This is a genomic window from Caldithrix sp., assembly GCF_056497305.1.
Window position 1 is genome coordinate 1 of sequence record NZ_JBSMDE010000146.1, and the last position, 16954, is coordinate 16954.

10 protein-coding genes are annotated in these 16954 nt (G+C 47.3%); 5 read left to right on the plus strand and 5 right to left on the minus strand.

Features of this window, described 5'->3' with window-relative positions; genetic code table 11:
- From ACWB0I_RS12315 to serS, 3 genes are all read right to left on the minus strand, one after another.
- Positions 1–629: SH3 domain-containing protein (locus tag ACWB0I_RS12315; RefSeq protein WP_479388365.1), on the minus strand; the 629-nt coding region annotated here is incomplete at its 3' end.
- 264 nt (positions 630–893) lie between these two features.
- Positions 894–1613 carry a lysophospholipid acyltransferase family protein gene (locus ACWB0I_RS12320; protein ID WP_479388366.1) on the minus strand — a complete coding sequence of 240 codons (720 nt, stop codon included), beginning with the start codon at positions 1611–1613 and terminating at the stop codon, positions 894–896.
- A 2-nt stretch (positions 1614–1615) separates the two neighbouring features.
- Positions 1616–2905 (minus strand): serine--tRNA ligase, encoded by a 1290-nt coding sequence (serS, locus tag ACWB0I_RS12325; RefSeq protein WP_479388367.1) that lies wholly within the window; start codon positions 2903–2905, stop codon positions 1616–1618.
- A 228-nt stretch (positions 2906–3133) separates the two neighbouring features.
- Between serS and ACWB0I_RS12330 the strand changes: the two genes are divergently transcribed.
- A complete protein-coding gene (locus tag ACWB0I_RS12330) occupies positions 3134–3391 on the plus strand; it encodes a hypothetical protein (protein ID WP_479388368.1) in 258 nt (85 codons plus the stop codon).
- Positions 3392–4447: 1056 nt separating this feature from the next.
- Positions 4448–4774: a hypothetical protein gene (locus ACWB0I_RS12335; protein ID WP_479388369.1), complete on the plus strand. Its 327-nt coding sequence runs from the start codon at positions 4448–4450 to the stop codon at positions 4772–4774.
- Between the two features lie 30 nt (positions 4775–4804).
- On the opposite strand, the gene ACWB0I_RS12340 is transcribed toward ACWB0I_RS12335, so the two are convergent.
- Positions 4805–7195: a DNA internalization-related competence protein ComEC/Rec2 gene (locus ACWB0I_RS12340; RefSeq protein WP_479388370.1), complete on the minus strand. Its 2391-nt coding sequence runs from the start codon at positions 7193–7195 to the stop codon at positions 4805–4807.
- A gap of 3 nt (positions 7196–7198) precedes the next feature.
- Positions 7199–7939, minus strand: coding sequence for an MBL fold metallo-hydrolase (locus ACWB0I_RS12345; RefSeq protein ID WP_479388371.1), 741 nt, complete (start codon positions 7937–7939; stop codon positions 7199–7201).
- Between the two features lie 72 nt (positions 7940–8011).
- Here ACWB0I_RS12345 and ACWB0I_RS12350 point away from each other — a divergent pair, with 72 nt between their 5' ends.
- The 3 genes from ACWB0I_RS12350 to ACWB0I_RS12360 all read left to right on the plus strand — a co-directional run bounded on the left by ACWB0I_RS12350 (position 8012) and on the right by ACWB0I_RS12360 (position 16356).
- Positions 8012–9025 (plus strand): hypothetical protein, encoded by a 1014-nt coding sequence (locus ACWB0I_RS12350; protein WP_479388372.1) that lies wholly within the window; start codon positions 8012–8014, stop codon positions 9023–9025.
- A 399-nt stretch (positions 9026–9424) separates the two neighbouring features.
- A complete protein-coding gene (locus tag ACWB0I_RS12355; RefSeq protein ID WP_479388373.1) occupies positions 9425–12664 on the plus strand; it encodes a PD-(D/E)XK nuclease family protein in 3240 nt (1079 codons plus the stop codon).
- 113 nt (positions 12665–12777) lie between these two features.
- A complete protein-coding gene (locus ACWB0I_RS12360) occupies positions 12778–16356 on the plus strand; it encodes a UvrD-helicase domain-containing protein (RefSeq protein ID WP_479388374.1) in 3579 nt (1192 codons plus the stop codon).
- Positions 16357–16954: the final 598 nt, after the last annotated feature.

Below are 16954 nucleotides of genomic sequence, written 5' to 3' on the forward strand. Positions count from 1 at the left end.
GAAATTTTTTTCAGTGTGCCATTGAGCACCACATCGCAAACCGGGATGGATTGCTCTGAAGGCTGGGAGTAAATGCGATCCACGGGCCAGGTAACCATAACGCGATCGGAATTTTGCCACTGCTCAGAGCCGGAGCGATCGGTTTTGACAAACGAATATTTTGTCATCCATCCCAGATACCCATAAGATGTTTGAATCAGATACCAGCTTTTGTAACGCTTTAGCAGGCGCACCACATCCCCTATGATGGCCTGATCAACCAATTCGGCGGAGTGCCGGGGTTCCTTTCTTGAATTGGCCACGCTTACGCGAACGATAGCCCAGGTGCTGTCGCCCAAATCGGGGTGCGGTAGCAGAAGAGACTGGTCGTTAATTGGTTTCTGTAGCAGCGAATCCATTTTTTTTAGTAACACTGTGCGGGCTTCCGGAATGGTGGTCTCACCCTTCAAAACCCATTGACCATTTTCTTGATGTAGTTGAAAATTAAAAACCGCAAGACTTTTGTCCGGGGCGTACTGCCGTTCTACCTGTTGTGTAATGGAATGAAATTGTTCAAGAATTTGCTGTTCACTGGTACAACTCAATATGGCAAAGAGGAAAAAAACAAAGGGGAAAAAAGCTCTGTTCATACGTTACTCCGGCTGTTAAATCATTTTTAGTTAATTTAATGTCCGAACCAACTTAATGCAATTGAATCTCATGGCCTGTAAAGGAGAGGGACAAACCGTTTCCTGGCGTCCTAAAGCTCTTCATCCGTAACTCGAGCTTTAGCTCGAGACATCACTTGGTGAGCTGGTTAGGGCAGCAGAGTCGTTCATAATGTAACTCGTGCTTTAGCTCGAACTATGTCCGAAAAACCATCGTGACACGAGCTTTAGCTCGAGCCATCGGGCTCATTCGATCCGCACTCGCTCATAAAAATCAACGATTTGCTGACGCACGGTTTGAAGTAACTGATTTCGCTGTTCGAGTTGATATTGCGAGGTGTCAACTTCATCTAAGAAATAAACGTGAATGGTTCCTTTGTGTATTTTAATCGAGCGTTTGCGTAAAATATTCATCGAACCCGTAAAAACCATGGGCATGATGGGCAAGCCGGATTTCAAGGCCAGTACAAAGCCCCCTTTTTTAAAAGGTTTAATGTTGCCATCCAGGGTGCGCGTTCCTTCAGGGAAGATCAGTACCGAGACGCCTTTTTGCAGTGTGCGGGCTGCTTCTTCCAGCGATTTACGGGCCTGCTGGCTATTGCCTCGATCAATGGGAATCATGCCTACTGCTCGCATGCCCTGAGCAAAGATCGGAATGCGGAAGAGCTCTTTTTTGGCAATAAAACGCATGGTCACCGGAATGGCCACCACACCGGCCAGGATATCGAAGGCGCCCTGATGGTTTGAGATAAAGATGTAAGGCTGGCCTTTGCGCAGTTTTTCCTGGCCATGGACTACTACCTTTACGCCAGCTACTTTTAAGATGCCTCTGGCCCACAGGCGGATGATACCGTCCACTATCTTTGAATAGGGATTAAAAAGGCCGAAAGCAATGGCAGCTATTGAACAAAAGAGCGTATGAAAGATGCTGAAAATGATTACCCACACAGACCACAGGATGTGCATGGTTATCCCTTTTTGTATTTCCTGCGAATGACGTCCTGGCCGCCCATGTACTTACGCAAAACTTCGGGAATGATGATCGTACCTTCATCGGTCTGATACGTTTCTAATAAAGAGACCATCAACCTGGAGGTAGCCAAACCGGAACCGTTTAGCGTATGGACGAAGATCGGTCTGGCGCCTTTTTCCGGCCTAAAGCGGATGTTGGCCCGACGCGCCTGAAAATCTTCAAAATTGCTGACGCTGGAGGCTTCCAGCCACTTTTTTTCCGCAGGCGACCAGGTTTCGATATCGTAGCATTTGGCAGCGGCAAAGCTCAGATCTCCGGAACAGAGCAGAAGCACGCGGTAGGGAATTTCCAGCGCTTCCAGAATGTCACAGGCTTCCTGCAAGAGCTGCTCATGAAATTGGTACGATTCTTCTGGACGCACAAAATTGACCATTTCCACCTTGTTAAATTGATGGACGCGTAAAAATCCTCGTGTCTCTTTTCCGTAAGAACCAGCTTCACGCCGAAAACAGGCGGAATAGGCCACATATTTGACGGGCAAGTCGTCGCTATCCAGAATTTCGTTACGGTGCAGATTGGTGACCGGCACTTCTGCCGTGGGGATTAAGAAGAGATCGTCTTTTTCCGCCAGGTACATGTCTTCTTCTAACTTTGGCAATTGTCCCGTTCCGAACATGCTGTCGCGATTGGCCAGAAAAGGCGGAAAGATTTCTGTGTAACTGTGTTTTTCAATATGGAAATCGAGCATAAAATTGAGCAGAGCGCGTTCCAGGCGCGCGCCGTCTCCTTTGTAAACCGGAAAACCGCTGCCCGTTACTTTACCACCGCGTTTAAAATCCAGAATATCTAATCGCTCTCCCAGCTCCAGATGATTTAAAGGCTCAAAATCAAATTCAGGGATGTCACCCCAGGTTTTTACTTCCACATTATCATTGGCATCCACCCCAATCGGTGTGGTTTCATGGGGTAAATTGGGTAAGCGGCTCAATTCCTGATGGAGTTGGGCCTCGACGGCCTTTAGCTCTTCGTCTAATTTTTTTATGGTTTCGCTGATCTGCTTGGTGTGGATAATAATTTCTGAAGCGTCCAGCCCCTGCTTTTTTAGTTGGGCCACTTTTTTCGAATTTTCATTTCTTTGTTTTTTTAAATCTTCCACTTCCTGAATGATGTGCCGCCGCCTTTTGTCCAGCTCCAGTACGCGATCGACATCACCCATTTCTCCCTTGGCCTGAATACCCTTTTTTACCAGTTGTGGATGTTCCCGAATGAATTTCAAATCTAACATGTAATTTCCTTTAATTGTCTGTTTGTAATCATTGTAAATTGTACGCAAATTTACAGAAGGCCTTAAAGCATAGCAAGCCTAATCTGATAGAGAAAAATTTTTCCCTTGAAACGGAACAATTATTTTTTATATTTGTTCAAAAAATCAAAATTAACCAATTTAACAAAAGGAGGGAATAGTAGCTTCACCTTGTTACTGCTTTTATTCATTTAAACTGGAGGTGTAACAATGGTGAAGAACCCTCTTAAGCCGCATATCCCCGATTCCGTTTTTCAATTCTTAATTGAACATAATCTCTTACGTGAAAAAGGTGTGCGCGATTTTCAAATTCGCCAGCGGTTTCGCGAGTTGAAGCGCTCTCATTCTACACAGGAAGCGCTCGAGATTTTACAGGATGAATATCCCTATTTGCAGTACGAAACCATCCGCAAAATTATTTACCAGAAAACGGAACCGCGATCTCCAGAGTATTTCTATCTATTTTAAGACATCAGAACCGTAACCAAAAACATTTATGCAGGGATTTAAGCAACTACAGAGAGCACCCGTCTGACCGTAGCAGCCTGACAGTCCCGCCCATCTGGACGGTGTACAGACGGTTGGAGCCAGGCGGAAATCCCGATACTCGGGGAAAGGCCAAAAAGTAATTTTAAATTAAAAATTACGAATTACGAATTATTTTGCGAAAGGGCAAGTTGTGCCCAGGCGGTGAGGAACCGTGCCGGCATGTCATTCTGATCCCGCTTCAGCGGGAGAAGAATCCCTTACACTGGCAAACCATTCGCAGGCGCAACGTAACTAGAGTTTCAGCTCGAGACTTTGGTAAGGGCGAAGCATTCACAAAATTCGCAAAGATTGTAAATAGAAAATGGCAAAATATTTAAGGCAGCAGAGCCGCAACCAAAAAACCTTGTTAAAAAAATGACAGGCCAGTGCCCAGGAACCCTTTAACTCTTACACTCATATACTCTTAACTTTACTACTCCAACAGCAGAAGTTATTTCCCGAATTAGCCCTCACCCCCTCGGTCCCCCTCAACCAGAATAAAAATCTGTGAGAGGTGGAAGACTTGTGTGGGAAATTTTCTTAATTGTCTGGCAGCTCCAACCGGTGGCCAGACGGGTGTTCTCTGGTGCTTAACCAGGTTCCGGATAAGAGGTTTTGGTTGCGGATTGTCTTCCTGAAATTTAATGTGCTCACATTGGAGAAATCTGTAAGCCAGACGAAACGGTCCATAAGCAGGCTTTTAAAAATAACCAATTCTCTTAAAACCGGTTTCAACAACCTTAATGGAAATCATAAATCTTTAATATTGGACTTACAAATATAATCTTTTTACCTGAAACTTGAATGCGGAGACAAAATTCATTAAAATTGTTTATCCTTTTCGTAAAAATTGGTCAAATCCAAAAAAAGGAGAGCCTGGGCAGAGTTTGTTCAGTAAAAAGATATTGAGTGTTTTTTGGCTCACCGTTTTTTGGGGAATCTTTAAATGATACGAAAATTTACATTTTGCAGATTTAAACCAAAGGAGGATGCTCAATGGAGTACACATATCATGATCTGAAAAAGAAGACCGTTGCCGAACTGCGGGACATTGCCAAGAATTTTGAAGATCAGGAAGCGGTTAAAGGCTACACGCAACTAAATAAAGAGCACCTGATTGAACTTTTGTGCAAGGCCATGAACATTGACATGCATGAGCATCACGTTTCCACATTAGCCAATAAAGGGGAGATCAAACGAAAAATTCGAATGCTTAAGGTAGAGCGCGACAAAGCTATTGCAGCCAAGGACTACAAAAAATTAAAGGAAATTCGGAAAGAAATTAAGCGCTGTAAAAATAAATTAAGAGCAGCCCTGGTGTAATCGCCAGGCCTCCGGAAAACTGGAGGCTTTTTAGTTCAACCATTTTCGCCAGTTTATGAGTCTAATTTCGCGGCCATCGCTCTCAAACATGACGGCCCCAAGATGATCGGTGCGCAAAACCGGAATGTGAAGCCTCCGGTAACGCTTTAGAACAAGGTTGGACGGGTGCCCGAACTTGTTGTGTTTTCCAACTGAGATGACGGCAAATTGCGGGTTAACCAGATTCAGGAAAGAATCTGAGCTGGAAGTAATGCTCCCATGATGTCCGACTTTTAAAACGGAACTTCGTAAAAAATGCTGGTAATGGTCCAGGGCCAGCTCGGCGTCCTTTTCCGCATCTCCGGTAAGTAGAAAGGAGGTCTTTCCGTAACACAGTTTGATGACCAGTGAGCTGCTGTTTATTTCATGCCCATTATGTTTTTTGACTTTCGTAAATCCATTAAAAGGATGCAGTACGTAGGCCCTAACCTGTTCGCCCAGGTAGAGGCAATCGCCTCTTTTGACCCGCCGGATTGCAATGTTTTTCTGTCTGGCCAACTGCAGAAGTTGGCGATAACTTTTACTTTTTTCGGAGTAACTGTTAATAATCAATGTGTCTGTAGGAACATGTTTTAAGATAGTTAAAAAGCCACCGAAGTGATCGGTGTGTGGATGGGTCGCCACGGCGTACTTGATGGTCTTTACGTCCAGATAGCGCAACAGGGGTTGTACAAATTGTTCCCCCGCCTTCAACCAGGGGCGATGCTCTCCACAATCAATTAACAGATGATTCCCATCCGGCAATTGAATGAGGCTGGCATCTCCCTGACCGACATCGATAAAAGTCACTCTTAATTCAGATTCCGTTTTAAAACTGAGAAAAAGAAACAGCAAAATAAGCAGGAGACCACTTTTAATCCGTGCCGATCTTTTTTGTAGCTGGTAACCATAAAAGATGAGCAGCGCGGCAAGTAAAACCATCCAGAGAGAAGGATGGGCGGTTTGCAGCTGGACAAAAGGAATCTGGGCCAGCCAGGCAATAAGCTGTTTAACTGCGTTTACAATCAGGTGGATTACCAGTCCCAGCCCTTTGAGAACCGGCAGGTGTAGAAATCCCAGCAAAATGAGTAAAAGAGAGAGAATCACCACGCAGCCCATTAACGGGATAATCAGCAAATTGATGAACACAGCCCCAAGCTGGATGGTGCCATAATACCACCAGGTTAACGGCAGTGTAGCCAGAACCGCGGCCAGGGAAACCAGAGTTGGCTGCCAGAGCCAGCGATTGATCTGTTTCAGAAATTTTGTATTCGCTTGCCAGGGAAGCAGTTGTTTCAGATGGGGATAGCCAAACAGGATGCCGGCTACCGCAGCAAATGAGAACTGGAAACCGGGTTGAAAGAGATGATCCGGATCAAACAGTAAAATTAAAAGGGCAGCCAGCCCAAGAATATTCAAATTGGATGGTCTACGCCCAATCTCTTTTAACAGAAAATAGAGAACGGCCATGAGCGAAGCCCGAACAACGGGCGCCTTAAAATTGACCAGAGCCACGAACAGTGCCAAAAGCAAAAAGGAAAAAAGATATTTTTGACGATAGGTAAGCGGAAAAAACCCGAGCATCGTAACAAACAGCAACAGAACAAAACCGACGTGTAAACCGGAAATGGCCAGCACATGCACAATACCCGTTTTCTGAAACTGCTGGTAAACGCTGCGATCCAGGTTCTGGCGTTCGCCCAAAATCAATGCCTGCACCAGATCGGCGCTCGTTTCCGGAAGATTCCGGCGAATAATTCGGCGCATGGCGTTTTGTAAGGGCACGATGATCCTGTGTTGAAAAAAATGGCCCGAGCGGCCGGGCAGCAGTTTAATCTGATCAGCCTGGATGGCGCTTTGAAAAAAGATATTTTGAAAATTCAAATAGCGTCGGTAGTTGAATTCACCCGGATTGCGGGGCAAAGGAGGACGCTCCGGCAAGCTGGTTAAAATCAGGCGCTGGCCATATTTTAAACGAAAGCCGCCCGTCTTCTGGCGGAGTAAAATTTTCCCTTCGGCTTTTAGCCAGACAGAATCGATTTGCAATGCCTGGCATTCAAAAACATAACGATGACGTCCGTCTTTTCGGTAGGCGGCTGCAGTAATGTAACCACGCAGAGCCCTCGCCTGGTCAATGGGCTTAAACAGTAAATGATCTTTAGGGTACAGAGCAAAGTGCTCAATGCCAATAAGGATTCCCCCTAAAAGTGTTGTTGCCAAAAAAAAGCCGTAGAGCAATGCTTTCTGAAAAAGATAGGTGAAAAAAAGTCCGGCCAGACCAATCAAAAACAAGACGGCTGTTAACTTAACCGGCCATTGGGGAAGAAAGTGGTAGGCCAGTATCAGACCGGCCGAAAAACAAGCGGCTGAAATAAGAGCGTGATGTCTGTTTACAAATCCCATGGTTTACAGGTAAATGCTTAAAAAATCACTGGCAATAATGATTTCGCCGTCAAACTGCTGGGCGATTCTCTGTTTTAAATCCTTTGTGTCGTTTTGAGGGTAAATGTGCGAAATCAGCAGACGTTGTAAATTGGCCTTGTTGGCAAACATGGCCACTTCCGTCGGGGTTAGATGTCCGGCTACCTTGAGGTGATCGGGTAGGGAGCATTCCATGATGGCCAGGTCCGATTGCGCCGCCAGATCGAGTAAATCTTCCTGATAGTCTGTGTCGCTGCTGTAAAAAACCGTTTTGCCATTACTGATTCTTAAAGAGAGACTGTGGTCGGTGTGGCCATTGCGTTTTGCTACGATTTGCCAGTTGCCCATCTGAATCGGCTGGCCGTTGAAAGGCAGCAAAACCGGTGGGACATTGTTCAACCAGGCGCCCTGCCAGCTGGCCTGACTCTCAAACCACGCTTTCAAATTGTGGGGGCCAAAGATGGTCAGGTTTTTATTGGCGTCGGCTTGCAGCAGAAAACGGTTCATTAGGAAGGCCAGTAAATCGGAACAGTGGTCCAGATGAAAGTGGCTGATGGCCACAGCTTTGATGCGTAGCAAATCTACCTGCAGCGCCTTTAACTGCCGAATAATGCCAGGCCCCATATCGACCAACAAACAGTCGCCATTTTGTTCCAGCAGATACCCTGCAGGATTGCGGTGCATGGGGGAGACCATGGTTCCGGAGCCAAGAACGGTTAATTTCATTTTTCCTCTTTTAATTTTAATATTTTTTTAGTATTTTGTTTTCGGTGTGGGTTGTTTTAATCGAAAGGAGGCATGATGCATTCCTCAAAATTATTTTTAGGTTTAATCGTTTTAAGTAGCCTGTTCTATTTTGTCAGTTGCAGCAAAAACCTGGAAGCCGAGGGCGACGAGGCCTTTGCCCAGGGAAAGTACAATCAGGCTTTAACCTACTATCTAAAAGTTAAAAAAGAAAAGCCAGACAATGCAAGAATTAATGAGAAGATTGCTCTAACCTACATGCAGCGTGGGCTGGCGCTTTACAAATTGCGTAAAAATGTAGACGCCTTCCAGTTAAACTATGAAAAAAGTCAGGAATTTTTACCTGCGGATTCTTTGAGCGAACATTTCCGTAAGGAATACAGTAAACTCCTGTACGAACTGGCTCTGGCCTACCATCGGGCAACGCCCAAAAATGACATTCAAAAAGAAAAATATTTTACGCTCACCCTGGATTATCTGCAAAAAGCTCTGGAATACGATTCAACCAACACACAGGCCGATTCCAAATTAAATGAGATTCGAATCGCCAACTTCCAGAAATATTTTGAAAAGGGTAAGGATTTTTATCAGCAGGCCAGAAAAGACCGGCGGAACCCATCCCTCTATTTGAGCGCGGAAGCCTATTTGTTGAATGCCATTCGCCTTAATCCACAGGATGAAGAAGCCCAGAAATTGTTGAAGAAAGTCAGGAAAAAGACCCTGGCCATTCTGGACATCAGAAGCGAACTACCTCTGGCTCTGGCTGTAACCGGACAAAAATACATGGATGGCTATCTGGCCCTTTCAATCACTGTTTTTAATAATACTGTTGATCCCTACCCCATCGATCCCAAACGCTTTACCCTGTGGGACAGAAGCGGCCACAGTTACCAGTTTGTGCCGGAACAAACCGGCGCCTTCAGCAAGGGATTGACCGAAACAGTTGAGATCGATCCTAAAACCGATCAGTCCTTTGTGCTGAGCTTTAAAGCTCCAAAAAGCGCAGCCCTCGATCGCCTGGAATACAACACCGAAGATGGTTTTACCATTGGTAAATTCTTCCCCTGATGGCATGAATGGACTTTAAGACAATCCGGGCGTTAAGAACACAGACGTGGAAAACGTCAGAATTTTACTTTCAGACGCGGGCGTACGAACGTAAGAAGGGGGCAAGCGCTGATTGCGGGCTCCAGCTATTTTTGCGGAAATCATGAATTGATTTGGCATTCTCCGCAGGGTTGGGAGGTCACCTTTTCCCAACCCCAAATCTCCGGATGGAGGTGCATTCTGTGATTACCAGCGCCCAAGGTATGGCCTCCCTTCTCAGAGATCGGATTTAAACGGCCAATGCCGGCCTGTGGCGGAGAACCATATTGCATTTTTTTTCAAACAGCGGCCGCACTTTATTTTTGAATCGATGCTAAAATAGCTTAAATTAGGTGTACTTGAGTACAATTAAAAGGAATCATGAAACATCTCTTTGTAACCTGTCAGACGCCCGGCTCCTATTTTGCTTTTTCAGAGCAGATCAAAGCGCACCTGCATGAAGGACAGTTAAGGGCGCTGGTCATTGTACCGGTCAATCGGGCTGTGCGTCGCCTGAAACGGTTGCTGATCGACCGGGCTGAGAATCAGGCGCTGATGGATCCGCCGGTTTTCACCTTTGACCAGCTCTTAATCCACGTTTACAAACATCTGCCGCACAGCAAGAGATTGATTCCGCCCGATACCCTGCTGGTTCTTGTGCAGGAAATTTTAGAAGGTGAGCCGCAACGCTTTCAATATTTAACACGCGGTCAGGAAGTAAAGGGCGGCTTGGTGCAGCGCGTCTGGGAAGCTATTACGGAATTGCGCAGCTTTGGCTTTTCCAGTACGGAATTGGCCGGTAAGGAGAAAGAAATTGCGGATCACCATCCTGAAAAGTTTGCGGATTTTGTAAACCTCCTCTCCGCAATCGAGGAAAAATTGGGGATCGATTTTATTGATGAACCGTTTGCCCGGGGCCTGGCAGCCCGTACGCTGCAGAAGGAACAATTTAAAGCTCTTTTCCCCGAAGTGCAGGCGCTGTACATCAGTGGCTATGGCCTGTTCAGTCCGCCCATGCTCGATTTTATTGATCGCGTGTCGCAATGGTTGCCGGTACACGTTCAACTCAATTATCTGCCAGAAAATCAGGAATTATTCATGCACACCCGCCAGGCGCTGGAAAAGTTTAAGCTCTTCGGCGCCCGGATTGATTACAAACCTTCCCCCTCTTTTCTGGCTCGTTCCCTGTTCAATCGTCAAAAAACGGTGGCAAAGCAAGACCTCAGTCAGCGCGTCCATCTGGTGGGCATGGCTAACCGCCGGCAAGAAGTGGCCTACATTGCCGGGAAAATACGGCAGCTAAACAGCCAGGGCATCCCTCTGCACAAAATGGCCGTAACCTTCAGCCATCTGGAAAAATACGCCCAAACCATTCGCACCGTTTTTGAAGATTTCGCCATTCCCTTTAACCTTTCCACCGGTTTTGAACTCTTTCAGTCGCCATTGATTGCCGACTTTCTCAATGTTCTGAAAATCATTGAAGAGAATTTTCCGCTGGAAAGTACGCTTGGATTCTTGCAAAGCCGCTTTGTGCAAATCGGGGAATCCATCAATTTCAGCCTGTTAAAATCCCTGCTTTACAAAGCCCGTTTGGTTTCTCTGACCAAACAAAATGTACAAAATCTTAAACGCTTCATCCCTTTACTAAAGGAAGAAGACGAAAAATCACTGGGAACCCCGGATCAGCTTCTGGAGCAGGTTGAACGGCTGGAAGCTGTGTTGCACCCCCTGTTTGATTTTCCGCGCCAGGCAACCGCTTCGCAATTTCGGCAGCAATATCTGGAACTCTGCGAGCATCTGGGCTTGTTGAACTGGTACAGGCAGCGGAATGAACCTTTAAGTGAACGCCAGAAGGAACACAATTTTCGGGCTTACAACCGTTTTGTGAAAATTTTTGAGCGTAGTATCTGGAGTTTAAGTTTACTCTACCACGAACAGGCCATTTTTCGTAGCCGCCTGCTGGACAGCCTGCAGCGCGCCCTACTTACCGCCACCTACAATCTAACGGAATGGCCTGATTACGGAGTGCAAATTATGCCTCGCCTGGAAGTGCTGGCTCTGGATTTTGATGTGCTTTTTATTGGCGGCTTAATCGATGGCGATTTCCCCAGGGCTTCGGTTAAGGACATCTTCTTTAACGATCGGCTGCGCACGGAATTGGGACTGGTGGCCAGTGAAGAGCTGCTGGATCAGGACCGCTTTTTGTTCTACCAGTTGTTGGAGAGCAATGCCCAACAGCTCTATTTAACCTTCCCCCAATTTCAGCAGGAAGAAGCCCTGGTGCCCTCCTCGTTTTTGTCAGATTTAGGCGATGTCGCTATCGTGGACCGGCAGGAACCGCCGGAAGACGATCCGCTGTTTGCAAATCGGCAAAAGCTGTTAAGCCAGTTTGGCCTCAACATTCAGCTCATCTCCCGGTCCGAGAACCTGCGCCAGGCTATTGAGGAGGGCCGGCTGTTGGCGGCCTTGACGAGTGAGGGCAAACAAAGCCTCCAGCGCTTGCTGGATCAGATACGATTCAGTTTAAAACGAACCATGGGCAAAACATTTTCGGCCTTTGAGGGCGACCTCTCTTCTTTTACAGAGATTCAGGCCCGGCTGCGTCAGCGCTTTGCCGATCGCGTCTGGTCGGTCAGCCGTCTGGAAACCTACGCCCAGTGCCCCATGAAATTCTTTTTAAGTTACATTCTAACACTCGAGCCGCCGCAGAAAATCGAAGACGAATTAACGCCCCAGGAACGGGGGTTGATTCTGCACCGCATTTTGTACCGCTTCTTTTCGGAATTAAAACGCATTGAGCGCCAGCACGAATCCTGGTATTTTGAAGATCGATTGCGGGAAATTGCTCTTCAGGAGTTGGAACAATGGCCCTACCGGGGCTTGCTCTGGGAGGTGGAAAAGATGCAGTTGCTGGGCAATGAGCGCATGCAGGGCGTGTTACCTGCTTTTTTGAAAGAAGAAGAAAAACGCATGGAAGGCATGCCCTTCGTCCCGCAATATTTTGAGTTGTCTTTTGGTTACAGCGGAGATTTTCCTGCTGATTCGGCTTCGGTACAGCAGCCGGTTACCCTGCGAAGCAAAAACGCTACCTTGCGTTTGCAGGGACGGATTGACCGCGTCGATTTGACTTCTGAAGGTCTGGCTGCCATCATCGATTACAAAACAGGTGAAGTAAAAAGCGCTCTGGTTAATGAAACACTCGAAGGGCGAATGTTGCAAATTCCACTGTACATGGTAGCCTTGCCTCAAATTGTACCCGATTGCACGCCGGTTTTTGGCGCGCTATACAGTTTAAAAAGCAGCGAAAAGGTGAAATTAACGCCTGTGATCGCCGATGCAGAGTGTGGCGTGTTGCCTAAGAGCAGGTCCATGGCTTATTTACCCAATAAAAAGTTTTTAGATGAGAAAGGAAATCCGGTCACCTTTGAAGCCGTCCTGTCGCGCTCTGTTCAGTTTGCCGTGCAATATGTGCAGGACATTCAAAACGGGAAATTTAACCACACCTTAAACCCGGGCGACCGGGCTTGTCAGACGTATTGTGAATTTCGCAGGATCTGTCAAAAAGTGGTGGGTAAACTAAATCGCATTGCAGCAGAGAGCGACGCCGGGCAAAATTCGTGACAAGAAATAAGCAGCGCATCGGAAGCGTTGCTCGCAAACTCAAAATGGGCTTTGTTACTGGCCCTGAGCCCCAGAGCGGATGGGCAAAGGATTGAAGTTCAGGAAACAGATTCATGAAGTTAACAGAAGAACAACAACGCGCTTTAGATTTAACTCAGAATATTTCTGTGACGGCCGGCGCCGGCGCCGGAAAAACCAGGCTGCTGGTCGAGCGCTTCTTGGAAATGGCCTTAAATTACTACAAGGGCCGACCGTACCAGGTGCGTAAAATTCTGGCCATTACCTTTACCAACAAAGCGGCCGGCGAAATGCGCGAGCGGATTGCTCTGGCCCTGCACCAGCGTTTGCAAAATGTGCCGGAGGGCGCCGAACGCAATCACCTGTTAGGCGTCCGCGATCAACTCAATTCGGTGGCCATCTCCACCATTCACTCCTTTTGTGCCCGCATTTTGCGCGAATATCCCATCGAAGCCCAGCTACCGCCCGATTTTAGCGAACTGGACGAAATGCAAAGCAGCATGCTGATCAATGAAGCCATCGAGCAGGTGTTTAAGCGGGTGAATGAGGCCAGCGATGAGCGGGAACGGGCCAACTATCTGGAGCTGTTCCAATATTTTGAACCGCGTAAAATTCGCGCCTTGCTGCGCCAGGCCTTAAAACAGCCTTTTGAGATGTCTGCTGTGGTCGAACAATTCCGCCAATTTAATGATGAGCAGGCGTACCTGGATTTTGTCGGTCAACTGTGGATAAAGGCCATCCGCCAGCTATGGCCCCAGTCCCATGTGCAACAGGTGATACACATTGCCGTTAGCCTGCTCCACCGCCTGAGCGAACAACCCAAGGAAAAGGCCATTGAGAAACACTTTCAACTGCAGCAATTGGCCCGACTGGCCTCCGGCAATCCCTGGCAAACGACAGACTACGCGCTTCTCCTTGAGGCCCTGCGTTCCTTTACCGGATCAAAGGGTCAGGCTTACAAGACGGTAAGCGAATTTGGCGGAAAGTACTCCTGGCAGAAAGATGCCGAACCGCTGCTCCTGCAACTCAGCGAGCTTAGCGCCCATTTGCTTTCCCGATTTAATACTTTTGATCCGGGCCAGCCCCCGGATGAAGCGGATCGCCTGTATTATCAACTGTTTAAAACCATTCTGGAAATGTACGACGCGGCCCGGCAGATTTATGAAAATTTAAAGGCAGAAATTCCCTGCGTCGATTTCGAAGACCTGCTGCTCAAAACCTGGCAATTACTCAAAAACAACAAAAGCGTGCGTCAGGAACTGCTGAAACGCTTTGAATTCATCATGGTGGATGAATTCCAGGACACCAATGCCTTGCAATGGCAGATCATCGAACTATTAGCTACAGAAGATGGTCGGCTGCAGTCCAATAAGATTTTTGTGGTGGGCGACCCCAAGCAATCCATTTATGGCTTTCGCAATGCCGACATCCGCATCTTTAAGGCGGTGAAGGAAGCCTTAGCCCACAATGCAGGTCTGCAAAAGAGTGCAGATTATTCCGGTAATCTGATTCTAAAAAACAGTTTCCGATTTTTGCCCAGATTAAATGCCTTTATTAATGATCTGTTTAAAGATCTACTTCAGCCTTCCGCTGAAAATATCTACGAGGTCGAATTTGAACCCCTGGTAGCGCAGCGTACAGTGCAGGAGCGTGGACATCTGGAACTGGCGATTCTACGGGAAGAGGATCAACTGAGCGAAGAAGAGTATTTAGCCCAAACTATTGATCGCCTCGTGCGTCGCCAGCCGTTAACCTGTCACGAACGTCAGGGCCAGGAGGAAGTGGAACGGCCGCTGCGCTTTGGAGATATTGCCATTTTGCTGCGCAGTCGTAATGCCCTGCTGCAGGTGGAGCAGGCCCTGCGGCGCTGGGATATTCCTTTTAAAACAGTCAAAGGCATTGGCTACTGGCAACAACAGGAAATCTACGATTTTTATCATCTGCTCCATTTTCTGGCCAATCCGGAATCGGATTTTTACCTGATTGCTCTGTTGCGTTCCAAACTTTTTTTAGTGCCGGATCATGTCCTGTTCCATCTCGGTCAGGAGCAGGGAGAACATTACTGGCAGAAATTGAGAGGCCCGCTGCAGGGCCCTTACAGCGATGCCCAGCGCGCCGAGTTGCAGCACATCGCCGAACGGCTGGACAAATGGGTTCAATTGCGTGATTTGATCCCTCTGGGAGATCTGCTACGTATGGTTCTCAATGATTTAAACTACCGTGCTCTGATTAGTGCCCAGATAAATGGAGAACAACTCCTGGCCAACATCGAGAAATTCATTGAACACGTGAATCGCTTTAACAAAAGCGGATTGACCGGATTGCTGGAGTTGATTGAGCAGTTGGAGGTCTTGATCAACGAGAACGTAAAGGAAGGCGAGCCGCAAATTAATCTCGATGACCAGTCAACCGTAAAAATCTTGACCATTCACGCGGCCAAAGGATTGCAATTTCCGGCGGTCTTTGTACCCTATCTGAACACCAGAAATTTGGGCAATGTGCCGCAAACCGTCTTTTTAGAGCCTGAAATAGGCCTGGCCACTGCCTTTCGCCAGGAATACAATCAGAACTTTAAGGATTTTTGTCTGCTGAATATTTTGAAATTGGAGAAGAACAAGCGGGAACTGGCTGAGGCCAAACGCATTTTTTATGTGGCCGTGACCCGAGCCAGTGAGCACCTCTTCCTCTCGGCCAGGATTAACAACCGGGAAAAAGTGCAAAAATACTCCTTCCTGGAGTGGCTGATGGCCTTTGCCCAAAAATATCAGGTGGATTTGTTAGACCGCGAGTCAGAGCGCATCGAAGGAGCGGGCTACCATTTGCATCTCGTGCACGATTACCCCAGTGAGGCGCAGGAAGAAGAGCAGATGAAACACTACTTTGAGGGCCTGGATCAACTGCAAAGGGCACTGGAAGAGGCGCCGCCGCCCGATGAACAGGTCTTAAAACCTTACCGGCCTCTAACCGACCAGCCCGGGCCCATGGTCTTTTCAGCCACGCGTTTAATGACTTACATGGAGGATGCGCAAAACTACTATCAGCGCTACCATTTAGGCTTTTTTGAAAGCGATTACCAGTTGTTTGCCGAAAACATCTACCAGATGGATGATGCTCTGGTCAAGGGTAAAATTTTCCATCGCTATCTGGAGCTGGCCACCCAGGCGGAGCAAGCGGAAGAGGACCTGCTGGAACGCATCTTCTTTGAATTTGAAGTATTTGATCCCCGGAAGCGCGAGCAATTGCAAAGCGAAATGAGCGAATTAAAACAGAAGATGTACCAGTCGGAGCATGGACGGCGCATTTTGCAGGCGGACGAAGCCCGTAACGAATTAGCGGTCATGATGCGCCTGGGAGACGATTTTTTTACCGGCACCATTGATCGTATTATCAAAACCAGTGAAGGCTTGTGGCAGGTGGTGGATTACAAAACCAATCGGATTGCGTCCCCGGCAGTGCAAGAAGCAGCCCGCAAATATCTCTGGCAGATGAAAGGCTATGCTCTGCTGCTCAGTCAACTCTTCCCGCAGCAGGCTACCTATCCGGTGGCTCTCTATTTTGTCCATCCCGCGGCCTTGTACGAGCTACGCTTCTCGATAGCTGATATTGAAGAAATAAAACAGGAATTCATCAATCTGATTCGCGAAATCAAAGCGCAATATCCGGTGGGCGGCTGAAAAAAATCGTACGTTTTGCCTGGCTAATTTCTAAGGCAGCAAAGCCGCAACTAAAAGCGTAGGAAGCTTTTTTAAACGTAAACCGTTGAAACGGTTTCCTATCTCGTCCTTACAGGACGATCCATTTTTTTTGTGTTTTTGCTTTACCCACCGCTGACGCGGTGGGCTAATTTGTTTCATCCCTCCGGGACTTCTTAATTTTTTAGTGTCTCAGCTTTAGCACAACCAACGTTTTATGTAGGAAGTTCAGGAGGAATATTTCCAAAGCAACATAGCCGCAAGCAAAAACAACCACAGAGAGCACAAAGATTTCTAAAAAAATAAAATTTGTTGACATGTACGGCTAGGACTCATCAACGCGGCACAATTTGCTCCCCCTTCCCTTTATTAAAAGAAGGGACGGGGGCCGGGGGGTTAGGATCTTCATCACAAAAATTTTCGCATCCCGCTGTGGCGGGATTATTAGTTTTGAGGGAAGTATTCTAAACAGGTCATTCCTGAGGGTGCCGGCGAAAGCCGGAATCCTGGTCTCGGGTTGAAGCTCGAATTACGTTTTGCTTTGTGTAAAATTGGCCAGGGCCTTAGGCCTGATTTTTCA